Below are 12,725 nucleotides of genomic sequence, written 5' to 3' on the forward strand. Positions count from 1 at the left end.
CGTAATTATTTTGATTAACTAACCAATAGTTGTTACCGAGGAGGACACTAAATGCAAGTTGCATTAGTAGGGTTAGGCGTTATGGGTAAAAATCTTGCCCTCAACCTGATTGAAAAAGGGCTGACATTAGTAGCTTATGATAAAAACCCAGATGCGGGTGCCGAGTTACTAAGCTGTGCGAAAGCACTAGGTTTGGCAGACCGTTTACATATTGTGTCTGATTTAAATGATATGGTTAGACGCTTAGAGCCGCCTCGTTCGATTCTTCTTTTAGTTCCTGCTGGTGAATTGGTTGATAAAGTATGTACAGAGCTTGCAGAAGCTGGTGTTGACTGTGATGACATTATCGTAGATTGCGGCAACAGTAACTACAAAGATGGCATTAGCCGTAAACTTAAATATCAAAACAAATTTGAATTTGCCACTATGGGGATTTCTGGCGGTGCAGAAGGCGCACGTCACGGTCCTGCAATGATGGCAAGTGGTTCAGAAGGCGGCTGGGAGCGTGTTGAGCCGTGGTTTGAAAAAGTAGCGGCAAGCTACAAAGGTGAGTCGTGTTTTGCACGTGTAGGCCAATCTGCAAGTGGTCACTTTGTGAAAATGGTTCACAACGGTATTGAATATGCGTTAATGCAATTAATTGCAGAAATGTATCAATTATTACGTTTAGGTACTAATCGTTCACCAAAAGAAGTGGCTGACATTTTCAATGAATGGTCTGAAGGCACTTTAAATAGCTACTTATTGTCAATTTCAAGCCATATCTTAAGCCTTGAAACGACAGAAGGTGAGCCGCTAGTTGATTTAATCGACAATAAAGTTGGCGCGAAAGGCACGGGTTTATGGACTGCACAAAATGCCTTAGAGCTTGGTATTGCAGTGCCATCACTAGTTGCAGCTGTTCAAGCACGTCACTTAACAAATACTTGTGATACGCATGCTGCTAAAGAAATGACTTATGCTGCTAAAGCAACTGATACCGTTGATTTAGACTTAGCAGAGCTAAAAGACGCGTTCACATTGGCAAGTTTACTTGCTTACCGTCAAGGTTTAGCCCTTATCAAAGGTGCGTCTCGTGCGCATCAGTGGAAAGTAGATCTTTCTAAAACGCTACAAACGTGGCGCGCAGGTTGTATCATCCGTGCTGATTACTTAGACAATGTAGCTGAAGGTGTAGAATTTATTGATTCTATGCAGCGTGAATCAGCAGCATTACGTAAGGTAACGGGTGCAGCAGTTTCATCTGGTCTTGCATTCCCAGTGTTAACAGCAACGCAAACTTACATTGCGACGTTAACAACACCAAGTAATGGTCACCTTGTTCAAGCACAACGTGACTACTTCGGTGAGCATGGTATTAAAACTCACAGTGGTGAGATTTGCCATTTAACTGACTTAGTTGAGATTGACGAAAAAGTTCGTTAATTATCAAAAAGCATAAAAAAGGCACCAATTGGTGCCTTTTTTGTATTTGCTGTATTAACGACTTAGCTCACCGCGCAGGTTGTCTTGCATCAAATGACGAATTGTTTCTACTTCAAGCTTTTGACTAAATAAGTAGTGTAACTTGGTCAAACACGCTTCTAATGTCATATCGTAGCCACTGATCACACCACAATTTAATAAGGCATTACCGGTTGCATAACCGCCCATATTAACTTGGCCTTTTAAGCACTGTGTTAGATTAACAATCACCATACCGCGTTTACTTGCATCATTAAGAATATCTAAGAACGCCGGATCTTGCGGGGCATTACCGACGCCAAAACTTAATAAAACAAGTGCTTTGATGTCGTCATTAACTAAACTTTTAACCACTTTTGGGCTGATCCCAGGATAGAGATAAAGCACACCAATTGGCTGTGGCGTGATATTTGACACCTGTAGTTCGTTATCAACATAAGGGCTAAGTTGCCCTTTTATCAGTTGAATATTAATGCCTGATAGTGCTAATGGTTCAAGGTTCGGTGATGCAAAGGCATCAAAGCCATCAGCATGGGCTTTTGTTGCACGGTTACCGCGGAATAATTGGTTATTAAAAAACAGGCTTACTTCAGCAATTGGGTAATTAGCGGCTAAATACATGGCATTAAGTAAGTTTACTTGGCCATCAGAACGAAGTTGCGACAATGGAATTTGTGAGCCTGTCACAATCACAGGTTTTGTTAGGTTTTCGAACATGAAAGACAAAGCAGAAGCTGTGTAGGCCATAGTATCGGTACCATGCAAAACCACAAAGCCATCATAGTCTTGGTATTTACTCTTAATATCGTCAGCAATTAATTGCCAGTGGGCAGGGGACATATCTGAAGAATCAATGAGCGGGCAATATTCGTGAATATCAAACAAAGGCATTTCATCACGATTAAACTCTGCATTATTGACCACTGTTTCGGTTAAAAAACCTTCCGCTGGAACATAGCCACGGCTCGATTTTTTCATACCGATAGTACCACCCGTATAGGCGATATATATACGTTTACGTTTCATAAAAAAAGCCCAGTTAAATAACTGGGCTTAGTATACCTAAAATCGCTTAGCTAAGTAACTTATTGAATTACATTACACACTAAACAACGAGCGTAAACGCCTTGTGGATCGTTGTAATCTTTTAGGTTATCAATTTCACTACTTAACTGATTAATAAGGCTTTGTAAGTTGGCTTGTGTTGCTAGTACTGATTGTGATGAATCAGACTTAGCAAAGAAGCTCTTAACAGCCGCTGTACCAAAGATATCTTGTAGCATTTGCTCTTGTGGTGTGAGCGATTGCTTGATGGTTTTAACATCATAATGATTAAGCTTAGCAAGCTCAGCTGCCGCCTTAATTGCATCTTGCTTATCACCAAGTTTATCAACTAAACCTAGTTCTTTTGCTTGAGTTGCAATCCATACACGGCCTTGGGCAATTTTATCAACTTGCTCAGGGGTCATGTTACGCGCTTCAGCGACTACATTTAAGAAACGTTTGTATGCATTTTCAACGCTCATTTGAATGATATCAGACATCTTCTCGTCAAGTGGGCGTGCAATAGAGAAGCCAGCAAGGTCTGTTGTAGCAACGCCATCTGAGTAAATACCTAATTCAGCCATAGTATTTTCAAACGTCATGAAAGTACCGAATACACCGATTGAACCTGTAATTGTGCTAGGGGCTGCCCAAATTTCATTGGCTGCAGATGCAATCCAGTAACCACCTGATGCTGCCACTGAGCTCATTGAAGCGATAACCGGTTTACCCGCTGCTTTAAGAGCTAATACTTCAGCACGGATAACTTCAGAAGCAAACATACTACCTCCACCTGAATCGATGCGTAGTACAACGGCTTTAACTTTGTCATCAAGACGCGCTTTTCGAAGTAGGGCTGCTGTAGAGTCGCCACCAATTTCACCTGCTTTACGCTCGCCATCAACAATGGTGCCTTTTGCAACAACCACAGCTACTTTTTCAGTGATTGGGTTATCGAACTCAACAGGAGGTTTTACCAGCGATAAATACTCACGGAAGCTTACTTGCTTAAAGGTTTTGCCTGTTTCTTCTGCACCAACTAACTCAATAAGCTGTTGGCGAATTTGTTGTGAGGTTTTTAAAGAATCAACCCACTGATTATTTAACGCGTACTGGCCTGAGTTACCATCAACTGCTTGCATTTTTGCAAGGTAAACATCCATATCTTCATCGAAATTACTTTCATCGAATGGACGACTCGCAGCAACGTCAGTCTTATACTCGTTCCACAGTGCAGTTAACCAAACGCTATTCGCTTCTTTTGCCGCATCTGACATGTCATTACGAATAAAAGGCTCAACCGCTGACTTATAAGTACCAACACGGAAAATATGTTGAGTTACTTTTAATTTTTCAAGCGCATCTTTGAAGTAAAGCGGGAACATACCGTAGCCTTCAATGCTCACACCACCATAAGGGTGCATAGACACCTCATTGGCATGGGCTGCAATATAGTATTGAGCTTGTGTATAGTAATAGCCCGTTGCAATAACTTGCTTGCCTGCTTCTTTAAACGCATCAATTGCTTTAGTTATTTGTTTTAGCTTATTGATGTGTGCACTTGGCATTTTTTGTAGATCAAGAAGCATCACACTGATGCGATCATCTTTAGTTGCTTGGTTGATCACTTCAACAACATCATCAAGAAGAATTTCTGATGGTGCTTCTTTACCCATAGTTGCATCGTTGATTGCTGCTTCTACAGGATCAACATACGTTTTTTCTTCAACAATAGGGCCATTTAAGTTTAGGCGTAGCACGGTTCCGTCTGCTACTTTTACTTGGTCTTCTTCACCTGTGATGGCAACAAAGAAGAGTATTACTAGTAATAGAAATAATATGTTTAGGACCAAACGGCGGGAGAAATTAATCCCGGTCCAAATGCCTTTAAATATCTTTGCTAGCAAAATAAATCCTTAATTCAGTACAGCTTAGTAGTGATCTCATCTTAGCTTAGAATAACTTTAAAATTAACTGTTAAATAGTAACAGAGTGTTTAAAACGACAATTTGCTACATATTAATTACCAGTGAAAAGTTGATTATTCTAAGTTATTGCCGCAGAATCTATTTCAAATAGAGGTTCGACCAGTTAACGGGGCACACAATGTTAGAACAAAAATTACAATTACCGCATACCGAACTTCGTAATCGTTTGGTTATGGGCTCAATGCATACCGGCTTAGAAGAAGGCTGGCATAACCGTAAACGCTTACGTGCATTCTACGAAGCACGTGCCAAAGGCGGCACGGGTTTAATCATTACAGGTGGTTATAGCCCAAATATTCGTGGCAAGCTATCTCCGTTCGCATCAACATTTAACTCATTTTATGATGTGATCAAACACAAGGCATATACTGATGCAGTGCATCAGCATGGCGGAAAAATTTGCTTACAATTATTGCATGCAGGTCGCTATGCTTATCATCCATTCAATCAAGCGCCAAGCTCAATTCAGGCTCCAATTAATCCATATAAACCTAAAGAAATGTCGTTAGGTTCAATCAAAAAAACCATCAAAGACTTTGCTAACTCAGCAAAAATGGCTGAAAAAGCAGGTTATGACGGTGTTGAAATCATGGGCTCTGAAGGTTATTTGATTAATGAATTCATGGCTAACCACACTAATAAAAGAACGGACAACTATGGCGGTAGTTTAGAAAACCGCATGCGCTTGGCTGTTGATATTGTTAAAGCTGTACGCGCTAAAGTAAGTCAAAAGTTTATTATTGTATTTCGTTTGTCTGTTATGGATTTAATTCCTAATGGATCAACACCTGATGAAGTAAAACAACAAGCCCTAGCACTTGAACAAGCAGGCGTTGATATCTTTAACACCGGTATTGGTTGGCACGAAGCTCGTGTACCAACGATTGCCAGTATGGTACCACCAGGAGCATTTAAAGAAGCATCAAAACGCTTGAAAGAAACGGTATCAGTGCCGGTTATCGCGGTTAACCGTATTAACACTCCAGAAATTGCTAATGGAATTTTAGAAGCAGGCGAGTCTGATTTAATTTCGATGGCACGTCCTTTATTAGCAGATCCAGAGTTTTTCAATAAATACGTTAATAATAAGTCTGAACAAATAAATATTTGTATTGGTTGTAATCAGGGCTGCTTAGACCATGTGTTTAAAAACAAACGTGCCACCTGTTTGGTTAACCCACAAGCGGCTTTTGAGTTAGATTACAGCCTTGAAAAAGCACCATCGTCTCGATTAGTCCTGGTTGTGGGTGCTGGCCCTGCTGGCCTTGCTGCAAGTTGTTACTTAGCAGCGAAAGGTCACAAAGTGACTTTAATTGAACGTAAAGAACAAATGGGTGGCCAATTTAATTTAGCCATGCAAGTGCCGGGTAAAGAAGACTTTAACCATACCCTTAACTATTTTACTAATGAATTAAAGCGTTTAAATGTCGATTTACAGCTCGGTACTGAGTTTACCGACAATATGCTCAATCAATACGATGATGTGGTGTTTGCAACAGGCGTACGTCCGCGCGAAGCCAAAATAGAATGCGCTGATGGCAAACGTGTATTCGCTTACGATGAAGTAATTCGTGGTGAAGTAGAACTAGGGGATAAAATTGCAATTCTAGGTGCCGGTGGTATCGGTTTTGATATGGTTGCCTTTTTAAGTGAACACAAAGGCCAAACAATTGAGCAATTCAAAACTCAATGGGGTATTGAGTGCGAAGCTGCACCTGAAAAAGACAATCGTCAAATTTACATGCTTAAGCGAAGTGCAGGGCGCTTTGGTAGTGAACTGGGTAAAACAACGGGTTGGATCCACCGTCAAGTTGCTAAACAACACGGTGTTAAACAAATCGCTGAGTGTCAGTATCTAAGCTTTGATAAGCAAGGTTTGAAGATAACGGTAAAAGGTGAAGAGCAAATCCTCGATGTTGATACCGTGATTGCTTGTATTGGTCAGGTATCAAATACTGAAACGTTCGACAATCAAACCGAAAACGCTAAAGTACACGTTATTGGTGGCGCAAAACTAGCTGCCGCTATCGATGCTAAACGTGCAATTTTTGAAGCGTTACAAGTCGCTCGTAAAATTTAACTGAAAGTAAACTAGAAAACGTGCGGTCTATTTGATTAATCTATTTAGTCACGAGACCGCTATGTTGAACACACACCTAATACCCCTTTACCAACACACCTTAAAGAAACTACAGTTTTTAGATGGACTACCGAGTCTATTAATTCGCTTGATTTTAGCTCCAGTGATGATCATTGCCGGCTTTAATAAACTTGCTTTAAGCGGTGATGTTAATCACTTTTATCAATATTTTTTAGCATCAGATGATATTGTTGCTTGGTTTGGAAATAGTGATTGGGGTTTAGGCCTGCCCATGCCCTCTGTATTAGCCTTTTTAGCTGCATGGACTGAGTTTTTAGGGGGGATATTTATTTTATTAGGTTTATTTACCCGTTTAACAGCAATTCCTTTGATGATCACCATGTTGGTTGCAGCGACAACAGTGCATGCCAGTAATGGCTGGTTTGCCGTAACACCTACCGATGCCAGTACCAGCCCTGCGAGAGTGCTGAATTGGCTAGCAATACCAGGAAGTGAAGCCAGTTTAGTTAATTCCAATGAAGCCAGTGAAAGATTAACCAAAATGCGCGAGTTGCTAGAAACGCATGGTTATACAGAGTACCTCTATGCGAAAGGAAAACCTGTAATATTAAATAATGGTATTGAGTTTTCCGCAATATACTTTGTTATGCTCTTAAGTTTATTTTTTGCAGGGGGCGGTCGTTACGTCAGTTTAGATTATTGGTTAACTAGAAAAGCATCGAATAGCTTTATTGCTCATAAAGATAAATGATAAGCTTGGGGTTTATTGCCTCTACTTTATTGAGGCGTCGTACTTAAGCATTTACGGAATATTCATGGACGCTTTAACGCTATTACAAACTAGACAATCAGATCCACGTCTTATTGCACCTGGACCAACTGAAGAACAACTTAAAATTATTAAGCGAGCGGCCATTAAAGTGCCTGATCATGGCTGTATTGCTCCTTGGCGATTTATTGTCGTTGAAGGCGAAGCTCGTAATAAATTAGGGGATATCTATCATCAAGCCGCTGTTGCTGAAAACCAAGATGATAGAACCATTGAGCGCGCTAAAGAGCTACCGCTGCGTTCGCCTATGATGATCATTGCCATTGCTGATGTAACTGAAAACCCAAAAGTGCCACGAATTGAACAAGTACAAAGTGCAGGCTGTGCTGTCCTTGCAATGCAACAAGCGGCCTTTGCGCAAGGTTTAGGGGGCATTTGGCGCACAGGTTATTTTGCACAGAGCCCAGCTGTTAAAGCGGCACTAGGTTGTAAAGAACAAGATGAGATTGTTGGCTACTTATATTTAGGTACACCAGAAGTAGACATTAAAAAACCAATCAGACACAAGCCAGAGACGTTTTTTGAGAATTTATAAATATTAGGAACTTTTTTGCAGTTAAGTAGTCAGACACTATTAAGCTTACTTATGTTAGTTTTTTTAGATTTAGCTTAGCTGTAAGAAGCGCACGGATGCAAAAAACGAAATAATTCTTCTTCAGTGTGTTTTTTAATCGGTTGTTTTTTGTTAACGTATGGATAGTCTTAAAAAAATAACGATAAAGAAGACGAGAACGATGGGAAACTTATTTTTACGTGAAAAAGAAAATTGGTTCGCTTGGTCAATTTGGGGCTTAGTTGGCGCTGTGGTCACTTTTTTTGTTGCCATGTCTACGAAACAACCTCATTACCTCGGCTTGTCGGCTGTAGTGGTATTACTCCTACTGACTTGGTGGATGCAAAGCACTAAACGTTTCGATTTCGGCCGCGCTTTTAAAATTTGTTGCTACGTTTTAACGATCACCTGCTTACCAGCCTTTGCGTTAGTCATTATACCTAGCTATAACCTCAATAAAATTGACGTAATAGTGCAGGGTTCAGGCTTTGCAATTGTTAGTTTAATTGTTTGTTTAGTTTGCTCTTTAATCGCAAAGCGCCCTAAGCAGTACTATTAAAATTACTTTTTTAAAGTTTTTTACATTTAAGGCTTTACAACGAACGCAGTAAACACTATTATGCGCGCCGTACGGAGAGATGGCAGAGTGGTCGAATGCACCGGTCTTGAAAACCGGCAGGGGTTTGTAGCCCCTCTAGGGTTCAAATCCCTATCTCTCCACCATTATTTAGAAAAACCGCCTATAGGGCGGTTTTTTGCTATCTGGAGATAAGTAATGTCAGCAAGCGAGTCTTCTTCTACACTAATGCGCATTGTTAAACATGTTTTGCTTTGGTGTATCTTTTCTTATTTTTATCACAGCGGGATCAATGTACTTGTTGCTATGGCCCATGATGCGCAGCCTGATTACGGGCTAATATCTTCAATCGCTTATGGTATTGGCTTTAATGTGTTAGTAGGGCACCTTATTGGCAAATACGACAAGCATTGGCCTGTCATTGCTGCATGTGTGATTTCTACTGTGGGTCTTATTGCTGTGCCTTTAATTATGTTAGGCAAAGATGGTTTAATGAGCGGTTTTTTTATTGCTTCGATGATCGCTACATTACCTGTTGCGACATTTGTAATTGATAAAATAAAGCAGCGAATTAGTGCAAACACTGAGCAAACGCAGTAAAACTAGGCGATATTCGTTGTTTTTTTATGTTAGTATGAGCACGTCTTTTAACTAAATAAACGTGAATTAAAACATGTCAGATAATTTTACAACAGACGCTGAAAAAGCAAGTTACGGTATTGGTTTACAAATGGGTGAGCAATTAAAAGCGAATCCATTCGAAGGTTTAAACTTAAATTCTGTATTTGAAGGTATGAAAGACGCATACACTGGTAATGATTTCCAAGTTGAAATCCCAGCAATTCAAGCAGCTTTTGAGAAAATCAACGCTGAGATCCAAGCTCGTCGTGAAGAAGAAGCTAAAGTTCTTGCAGCTGAAGGTATTGCATTCTTAGAAGAAAATGCAAAACGCCCTGAAGTAACAGTAACTGAATCAGGTCTTCAATACGAAGTACTTACTGCAGGCGACGGTGAAAAACCAACTGCAGACTCAACAATCCGTGCACACTACCACGGTACACTAATCAACGGTACAGTATTTGATAGCTCATACGAGCGTGGTCAACCAGCTGAATTCCCAGTTGGCGGTGTAATCAAAGGTTGGACTGAAGCAGTACAAATGATGGGCACGGGTTCTAAGTGGCGCTTATATGTACCACACGAACTTGCTTACGGTGAGCGCGGTGCTGGTGCAGCAATCGCTCCTTTCTCAACGCTAATCTTTGACGTTGAGCTATTAGAAATCATCTAATACCAACCCGCAATAATACTTAATCATTTTGAGGGATAAAACCTGTCGCTAACTGCGTTAAAAATTTCTCATTTAGAACAACTAAATAACGAAATTTTTGCCTTGTTATCAACGAGGTTTTATTGCCTCAAAATAGACTACTTAATTAAGCGGATTGGTATAATCGATTTCAAATAGACATAAAAAAACCTGCTTAAAGCAGGTTTTTTTATGTCTGAAACAAATAGCTAATTAGCTATTTGATTCAGCGTATTCTTTACACGCAGCAGTGTCTTCACATTCACCATATAGGTAAAGAGAGTGGTTAGTCAGTTTAATACCATTCTCTGTTGCGATTTCTTCTTGACGACGTTCAATAGTATCGTCTTCAAACTCAACAACCTTACCACATTTTAGGCACACTAAGTGGTCATGGTGAGTGCTACCTGATAATTCAAATACTGATTTGCCGCCTTCGAAGTGGTGTCGAGATACAATACCTGCATCATCAAATTGGTTAAGAACACGGTAGACAGTTGCAAGACCAATCTCTTCGCCTTTGTCTAATAGAATTTTATAGACATCTTCAGCGCTGATGTGTTGGTTGTCTGGAGATTGCAGAATCTCTAAAATTTTAATACGCGGCAGAGTTACTTTTAACCCTGCTTTTTTTAATTCCAAGTTGTGATCAGTCATTCAATCTGTCTCAATTTTATTTAGTTATACTAGGCATCATCAAGATGCACACGACACATTAGCAACTATTAGAATAACGTGCCTAGTTACTAAGTGCAAAGAACAATTCGTCTATTTGCTGGTTTTTTGAACAAAAACGAACTGGTTGTGCATCTTTACATCAGCTAGTAAATGCGAGTAGTACTTGTTATTAATCAGCAAGTTCCGCTAAACACATTTCGTCATAAACCTGAGCACACCAGTCTTTAACACGCTTTTCAGTAAGCTCTGGTTGACGGTCTTCATCAATACCAAGACCAACAAAGTTGCTGTCATCCACTAGTGCTTTTGAAGCTTCAAAGTCATAGCCTTCAGTTGACCAATGACCCACTACGATTGCACCACGCTCAGTAACGATATCGTTGATCATGCCCATTGCATCTAAGAAGTATTCTGCATAGTCTTCTTGGTCACCGCAGCCGAAAATAGCAACAAGTTTACCTTCGAAGTCAACTTCTTCTAATTCAGGGAAGAAATCATCCCAGTCACATTGAGCTTCACCGTAGTACCAAGTTGGAATACCGAATAACAATAAATCGAATTCAGCAATCTCTTCTTTAGAACTTTTTGCAATGTCGTGAACCGCTACAAGCTTTTTACCTAATTCTTTTTGAATCATTTTAGCTACGTGTTCAGTATTGCCTGTGTCACTTCCGAAAAAAATACCTACGCTTGACATGGATTTAAAACCTTCTATCTATCAATAGCCAATCTTTCTTGTAAAATTGTTTCAATCAACGCGCTACGGCTAATATTCTGCGCATCTGCCATATCGCTTAATGCTTGATATAACTGTGATGAAACCTTAAATTCTACACGCTTTAAACCACGTGCTTTATCTCGCTTTATTTGATTACGTTTATTTACTTTTAATTGCATATCGCGAGGTAGGGGATTTGTTTTCGGCCTACCTGGACGCTTTTCGTATTCAAATAAATCGGGTGTTGTTCTATCTGTTTCTGACTTTGCCATGTCTAGCCCACACCTGCGCCTTGCCAGAAGACTTGAATAAGTCCTTTCGCTATAAACCCAGAACAGCCTAAAAATAGCACTAACCAAACGATGTATCGGCCAAATCGTGGTACATCACCTTTTTTAAGGACGTCTTGAATTGCCATTCCAATAAAAAAGAAAATACCGGCTAAGCCAAAATACAACCCTAAGGTATCAAATTCGTTAATTAACTGACTGACCATCAACGTATAAACCTTTAAATTAAACGGCGCGTACTATAGCACACAAATTTGTAATAATTTAGTGCGCACGATCAAAAACAGCGAATTTTATCAGCCCAATTAATGAGCTAAAAAATCGCTGATTGCTTTATTTACAGCAAGTGGTTTTTGGGCATGTAGCCAGTGACCAGCACCATGAATAATTTTTGCTTTTGCATTAGGGAATAACGCCATAATAGCAGGGCGGTGTTCTGCTAAAATGTAGTCAGAATCATTACCTTTAATGAATAAAGTATCACATAAACAAGAATCATTTTCACTAACTTGCGCTAAAATATTTTCATATTGCTGGTATAAAACAGCTAAATTAAAGCGCCATTGATAGTGATCTTGATCATTTTTAGCAAAGCTTTTTAATAAAAACTGACGTACGCCTATTTCATCAATGTGCTTGGCAAGTATTGCATCAGCCGCTTTTCTATCTGTGATATTAGACTGTGCAACTTCGTTTAGGCCTGCAAAAATAGCGCTGTGACGAGGGTTATTAGCAACAGGAGAAATATCTAACACTACAAGCTTATCGATAAGTGAAGAGTGATTAAGTGCTAATTGCATGGCCACTTTGCCACCCATTGAATGACCTATGATGTGCGCTTTACTAATATTTAGATGTTCAAGTAACTCACTGACATCTTTAGCCATAGCGTGATAATTCATGGTATCGCTATGGAATGATTTACCGTGGTTACGTAAATCAATATTCGTTATACGATAATTTTCAGCTAATGCTTTTGCGATTACATTGAGGTTTTCAAGTGAGCCAAACAAACCGTGGATCAATACAACGTCTGAACCTTGACCCATTTGTTGGTAGTTTAATAGCATTTTCAACTCCTAATTTTAATGGCAGTATTTTGCCTAGTGAAATTACAAAATGCAAAACATAGAGAATTGCTGCGAGCTTAGGTATAATCATTGAGAACTTTTAA

14 protein-coding genes and 1 tRNA gene are annotated in these 12,725 nt (G+C 39.7%); 8 read left to right on the forward strand and 7 right to left on the reverse strand.

Annotated features, from left to right (window positions below; genetic code table 11):
- Positions 1–51 precede the first annotated feature (51 nt).
- Positions 52–1,425, forward strand: a complete 1,374-nt coding sequence (gndA, locus tag AUR67_RS08605) for an NADP-dependent phosphogluconate dehydrogenase (protein WP_055022232.1) — start codon at positions 52–54, stop codon at positions 1,423–1,425.
- Between the two features lie 54 nt (positions 1,426–1,479).
- Here gndA and ansA read toward each other — a convergent pair whose 3' ends face one another.
- Together ansA and sppA are read right to left on the reverse strand one after the other, a co-directional pair.
- Positions 1,480–2,490, reverse strand: coding sequence for an asparaginase (gene ansA, locus AUR67_RS08610; RefSeq protein WP_054561413.1), 1,011 nt, complete (start codon positions 2,488–2,490; stop codon positions 1,480–1,482).
- A gap of 59 nt (positions 2,491–2,549) precedes the next feature.
- Positions 2,550–4,415 (reverse strand): signal peptide peptidase SppA, encoded by a 1,866-nt coding sequence (gene sppA, locus AUR67_RS08615; RefSeq protein ID WP_054561414.1) that lies wholly within the window; start codon positions 4,413–4,415, stop codon positions 2,550–2,552.
- Between the two features lie 199 nt (positions 4,416–4,614).
- Between sppA and AUR67_RS08620 the strand changes: the two genes are divergently transcribed.
- The 7 genes from AUR67_RS08620 (at position 4,615) to AUR67_RS08650 (ending at position 9,847) form a co-directional block, all read left to right on the forward strand.
- Positions 4,615–6,576 carry an FAD-dependent oxidoreductase gene (locus AUR67_RS08620; protein WP_058584956.1) on the forward strand — a complete coding sequence of 654 codons (1,962 nt, stop codon included), beginning with the start codon at positions 4,615–4,617 and terminating at the stop codon, positions 6,574–6,576.
- Positions 6,577–6,637: 61 nt separating this feature from the next.
- Positions 6,638–7,348, forward strand: coding sequence for a DoxX family protein (locus AUR67_RS08625; protein ID WP_058584957.1), 711 nt, complete (start codon positions 6,638–6,640; stop codon positions 7,346–7,348).
- A gap of 64 nt (positions 7,349–7,412) precedes the next feature.
- Positions 7,413–7,961 carry an NAD(P)H nitroreductase gene (locus AUR67_RS08630; RefSeq protein ID WP_058584958.1) on the forward strand — a complete coding sequence of 183 codons (549 nt, stop codon included), beginning with the start codon at positions 7,413–7,415 and terminating at the stop codon, positions 7,959–7,961.
- 199 nt (positions 7,962–8,160) lie between these two features.
- The gene (locus AUR67_RS08635) at positions 8,161–8,538 is read left to right on the forward strand and encodes a hypothetical protein (RefSeq protein ID WP_054561417.1); all 378 of its coding nucleotides are present in this window, start codon (positions 8,161–8,163) and stop codon (positions 8,536–8,538) included.
- A 73-nt stretch (positions 8,539–8,611) separates the two neighbouring features.
- Positions 8,612–8,702 (forward strand) — tRNA-Ser (locus AUR67_RS08640).
- A 52-nt stretch (positions 8,703–8,754) separates the two neighbouring features.
- Entirely contained in the window at positions 8,755–9,156 is a 402-nt protein-coding gene (locus tag AUR67_RS08645; protein ID WP_054553931.1) for a hypothetical protein, read from the forward strand.
- Between the two features lie 73 nt (positions 9,157–9,229).
- On the forward strand, positions 9,230–9,847 hold the full coding sequence (locus AUR67_RS08650; RefSeq protein WP_054553930.1) for an FKBP-type peptidyl-prolyl cis-trans isomerase: 618 nt from the start codon (positions 9,230–9,232) through the stop codon (positions 9,845–9,847).
- A gap of 231 nt (positions 9,848–10,078) precedes the next feature.
- Here the strand turns inward: AUR67_RS08650 and fur are convergent, their stop codons facing one another.
- The 5 genes from fur to AUR67_RS08675 form a co-directional block, all read right to left on the reverse strand.
- On the reverse strand, positions 10,079–10,522 hold the full coding sequence (fur, locus tag AUR67_RS08655; RefSeq protein ID WP_054561419.1) for a ferric iron uptake transcriptional regulator: 444 nt from the start codon (positions 10,520–10,522) through the stop codon (positions 10,079–10,081).
- 190 nt (positions 10,523–10,712) lie between these two features.
- Positions 10,713–11,240: a flavodoxin FldA gene (gene fldA, locus AUR67_RS08660; protein ID WP_054553928.1), complete on the reverse strand. Its 528-nt coding sequence runs from the start codon at positions 11,238–11,240 to the stop codon at positions 10,713–10,715.
- Between the two features lie 14 nt (positions 11,241–11,254).
- Positions 11,255–11,533: a LexA regulated protein gene (ybfE, locus tag AUR67_RS08665; protein ID WP_004586673.1), complete on the reverse strand. Its 279-nt coding sequence runs from the start codon at positions 11,531–11,533 to the stop codon at positions 11,255–11,257.
- A gap of 2 nt (positions 11,534–11,535) precedes the next feature.
- The gene (locus tag AUR67_RS08670) at positions 11,536–11,757 is read right to left on the reverse strand and encodes a DUF2788 domain-containing protein (protein ID WP_036968243.1); all 222 of its coding nucleotides are present in this window, start codon (positions 11,755–11,757) and stop codon (positions 11,536–11,538) included.
- A 99-nt stretch (positions 11,758–11,856) separates the two neighbouring features.
- Positions 11,857–12,621 carry an alpha/beta fold hydrolase gene (locus AUR67_RS08675; RefSeq protein ID WP_058584959.1) on the reverse strand — a complete coding sequence of 255 codons (765 nt, stop codon included), beginning with the start codon at positions 12,619–12,621 and terminating at the stop codon, positions 11,857–11,859.
- Positions 12,622–12,725 lie beyond the last annotated feature (104 nt).

Source organism: Pseudoalteromonas sp. XI10, assembly GCF_001469895.1.
Classification (GTDB): domain Bacteria; phylum Pseudomonadota; class Gammaproteobacteria; order Enterobacterales; family Alteromonadaceae; genus Pseudoalteromonas.

Bases quoted from the DNA above. Each gene is read 5' to 3' on its own strand.
- gndA (WP_055022232.1), top strand. From the start codon at position 52: ATGCAAGTTGCATTAGTAGGGTTAGGCGTTATGGGTAAAAATCTTGCC.
- ansA (WP_054561413.1), bottom strand. From the start codon at position 2,490: ATGAAACGTAAACGTATATATATCGCCTATACGGGTGGTACTATCGGT.
- AUR67_RS08620 (WP_058584956.1), top strand. From the start codon at position 4,615: ATGTTAGAACAAAAATTACAATTACCGCATACCGAACTTCGTAATCGT.
- AUR67_RS08625 (WP_058584957.1), top strand. From the start codon at position 6,638: ATGTTGAACACACACCTAATACCCCTTTACCAACACACCTTAAAGAAA.
- AUR67_RS08630 (WP_058584958.1), top strand. From the start codon at position 7,413: ATGGACGCTTTAACGCTATTACAAACTAGACAATCAGATCCACGTCTT.
- AUR67_RS08635 (WP_054561417.1), top strand. From the start codon at position 8,161: ATGGGAAACTTATTTTTACGTGAAAAAGAAAATTGGTTCGCTTGGTCA.
- AUR67_RS08645 (WP_054553931.1), top strand. From the start codon at position 8,755: ATGTCAGCAAGCGAGTCTTCTTCTACACTAATGCGCATTGTTAAACAT.
- AUR67_RS08650 (WP_054553930.1), top strand. From the start codon at position 9,230: ATGTCAGATAATTTTACAACAGACGCTGAAAAAGCAAGTTACGGTATT.
- fur (WP_054561419.1), bottom strand. From the start codon at position 10,522: ATGACTGATCACAACTTGGAATTAAAAAAAGCAGGGTTAAAAGTAACT.
- fldA (WP_054553928.1), bottom strand. From the start codon at position 11,240: ATGTCAAGCGTAGGTATTTTTTTCGGAAGTGACACAGGCAATACTGAA.
- ybfE (WP_004586673.1), bottom strand. From the start codon at position 11,533: ATGGCAAAGTCAGAAACAGATAGAACAACACCCGATTTATTTGAATAC.
- AUR67_RS08670 (WP_036968243.1), bottom strand. From the start codon at position 11,757: ATGGTCAGTCAGTTAATTAACGAATTTGATACCTTAGGGTTGTATTTT.
- AUR67_RS08675 (WP_058584959.1), bottom strand. From the start codon at position 12,621: ATGCTATTAAACTACCAACAAATGGGTCAAGGTTCAGACGTTGTATTG.